We start from the raw sequence: 2616 nt of genomic DNA on the forward strand, positions 1-2616 counted from the left end.
CTTCTCTTAAATGAAGCGTACGCAGAGCCCTGGCTTTAGCCAGACCACGAAGTGCGCCCTTCAGGCGATCATGCCAAAGAGATGCCCCTTCGCGATCGCATTTATTTTGACTTTTCAGACATCCTCTTAGAATTTAGAATTAAGAATTCAGTAAGCCTGTTTCTTATACTGATCAGGTATATTCAAGTTTCTTACCCTGACTCCCGACTCCCCGACTCCCGACTCCCGACTCCCGACTCCCGACTCCCCGACTCCCGACTCCCGACTCCCGATTCCCGATTCCCGACTCCCTACTGCTATGGAACTGCAAGCATTACCCGTAACCTACACTGACATAGAAGCTGCCGCCAAACGCCTATCGGGCAATGCCCATCAAACCCCAGTCCATACCTCCAGAACGGTCAACCAGCTCACCAACGCTCAAGTCTTCTTCAAATGCGAAAACTTCCAACGTATTGGTGCCTTTAAGTTTCGAGGGGCTTATAACGCTCTGTCACAACTATCTGAAGCACAAAAACAGCGAGGGGTTCTCACCTTTTCTTCTGGTAATCATGGCCAAGCGATCGCATTATCTGGCACTATCCTCGGTATCCCCACCACTGTAGTGATGCCCAAAGATGCCCCAGCGGTCAAGCAAGCCGCTACCCGTGGCTATGGTGCTGAAGTAATTTTATATGATCGCGCTGAATTGAGACGGGAAGCATTAGCCGAAGAGTTATCACGCGATCGCAAACTCACCATCATTCCTCCCTACGATCACCCCCACATTATTGCTGGACAAGGTACTACTGCCAAAGAACTCCTAGAACAAGTCGGTCCACTGGATCTGTTACTGGTGTGTTGTGGTGGTGGTGGCTTACTCTCAGGATGTGCGATCGCAACCAAAACCCTATGTCCTAATTGCCGTGTGATTGGTGTAGAACCAGCACAGGCCGATGATGCCACCCGTTCCTTCCATAGCAAAATCCTCCAAACTGTTGACAATCCCAACACTATTGCTGACGGAGCCAGAACTCCCAGCCTCGGCAAACTTACCTTTCCCCTAGTCCTTCATTACGTTGATGACATGGTAACTGTATCGGAAGCTGCGATTATCCGTACCATGTTTTTCCTCTGGGAACGGCTAAAAATTGTAGTTGAGCCCACTGGTGCCTTAGCTGCTGCTGCCCTACTTGAAGGGATTATTAAAATGCCCAATGCTCGGATTGGTGTCATTATCAGTGGTGGCAATGTCGATTTGAAACAAATTGGTCAATTGACTGGAAAATAGATACTATATCATGTTCGGTTGAAAACTTATAAAAGTAGGTAATAGGGAACAGGGAACAGCGGATCTGGGAACAGGGGATGACGAGGGAAATTACCTCCGAAAAGTCAGCTATGTTTTTTTTTATAAATGATTATCTGAACATGGTATAATCCCTGTTCTGTCACTTTCCGCAATCAAATTAAGAACTGGGAGATTTATAGCGTTTTCCAGCCTAATGATGTACACATATTTTTTTATTTTTACGTGTTGCCTGTTACTTGCTTACTTGTTCCCTATTCCCTATTCCCTATTCCCTGTTCCCTAAAACCCAAATGTACCTCACATAATTGAAAACCGCTATACCATTAATTAATAAGGCCAAGATGACATACTTTGAACAAGAGGATATCCTTCACCTTACCCTGTCTGATGAACCAGAAGCAGGTAGTGTCGAAATTAGTCCTAACATTACCGCCGAACTCAATGAAGCAGGAGAATTAATTGGAATAGAGATTATCCAAGCAAGTTTCTTCATCCGAGACGCGATTCTAGAATCAGCCCAGGGGAAGCTCTTGAATCTTTCGGCTAAGCATTCAGCTTAGGGACTTGCGTGTAAAAAAAATACCAATTAAAGTAGGGTGGGCAAAGTTATCTTATCTAGAAGACTCATTTTAACCAAAATGTTTTTGCCCACCCTACAAGCTAAAATCTGGTCTTTTATTTTTTGGCTACTTGCGTGTAAAAAAAATACCAATTAAAGTAGGGTGGGCAAAGTTATCTTATCTAGAAGACTCATTTTAACCAAAATGTTTTTGCCCACCCTACAAGCTAAAATCTGGTCTTTTATTTTTTGGCTACTTGCGTGTAAAAAAAATACCAATTAAAGTAGGGTGGGCAAAGTTATCTTATCTAGAAGACTCATTTTAACCAAAATGTTTTTGCCCACCCTACAAGCTGAATGCTTACCAAACCACACCAAGTATAGGAAACTTACTTACTGGCTATCTCAGATTTTTGGTTTAAATCTTCCACTAACTTTACTAGATCACCATTAGTCTCTGCCCATGACTCCCGCTCATTCCTAACTTTACCGAGGTGGGATTCAACATTGTCTGGTGTAATTAGAACACCAAAATCCTCTGGAACAGTGTGAGCTTGATAACTGAATAGGCGATTCAGGATTAGATCACCTACTTCTTCGCGATAATGAGAGCTATCCCAATAGTTTTTCATCTCTTCGCTAATCGCTTCTGTGGTAATGCTGTTATAGCCAGAGAAATCCCACACTGGTGTAATCTCCACTAACCGACGTTTCCATTCTTCAAACACTGGCCACAGTCTGGTAACCCGAAGACTTTCCCATTGAG

The 2616-nt window shown here is 43.8% G+C and carries 3 protein-coding genes and 1 pseudogene; 3 read left to right on the forward strand and 1 reads right to left on the reverse strand.

Translation table 11 applies throughout. The features are described from left to right. Positions 1-51: 51 nt before the first annotated feature. The 3 genes from F6K53_RS36905 (at position 52) to F6K53_RS36915 (ending at position 1851) form a co-directional block, all read left to right on the forward strand. Positions 52-333, forward strand: coding sequence for a hypothetical protein (locus F6K53_RS36905; protein ID WP_293071777.1), 282 nt, complete (start codon positions 52-54; stop codon positions 331-333). After that, positions 299-1270 (forward strand): threo-3-hydroxy-L-aspartate ammonia-lyase, encoded by a 972-nt coding sequence (locus F6K53_RS36910; RefSeq protein ID WP_293071776.1) that lies wholly within the window; start codon positions 299-301, stop codon positions 1268-1270. Before F6K53_RS36905 ends, F6K53_RS36910 begins: the two co-directional genes overlap by 35 nt. Positions 1271-1632: 362 nt before the next feature. After that, complete coding sequence (locus F6K53_RS36915; RefSeq protein ID WP_293020056.1) at positions 1633-1851, forward strand: DUF2283 domain-containing protein; 219 nt, start codon at positions 1633-1635, stop codon at positions 1849-1851. A 388-nt stretch (positions 1852-2239) separates the two neighbouring features. On the opposite strand, the pseudogene F6K53_RS36920 reads toward F6K53_RS36915, so the two are convergent. Beyond that, positions 2240-2616 (reverse strand): annotated as a pseudogene (locus F6K53_RS36920) (hypothetical protein); the annotation flags it as partial.

Source organism: Moorena sp. SIO4A1 (assembly GCF_010672065.1).
GTDB lineage: Bacteria > Cyanobacteriota > Cyanobacteriia > Cyanobacteriales > Coleofasciculaceae > Moorena.

Bases quoted from the DNA above. Each gene is read 5' to 3' on its own strand.
- F6K53_RS36910 (WP_293071776.1), top strand. From the start codon at position 299: ATGGAACTGCAAGCATTACCCGTAACCTACACTGACATAGAAGCTGCC.
- F6K53_RS36915 (WP_293020056.1), top strand. From the start codon at position 1,633: ATGACATACTTTGAACAAGAGGATATCCTTCACCTTACCCTGTCTGAT.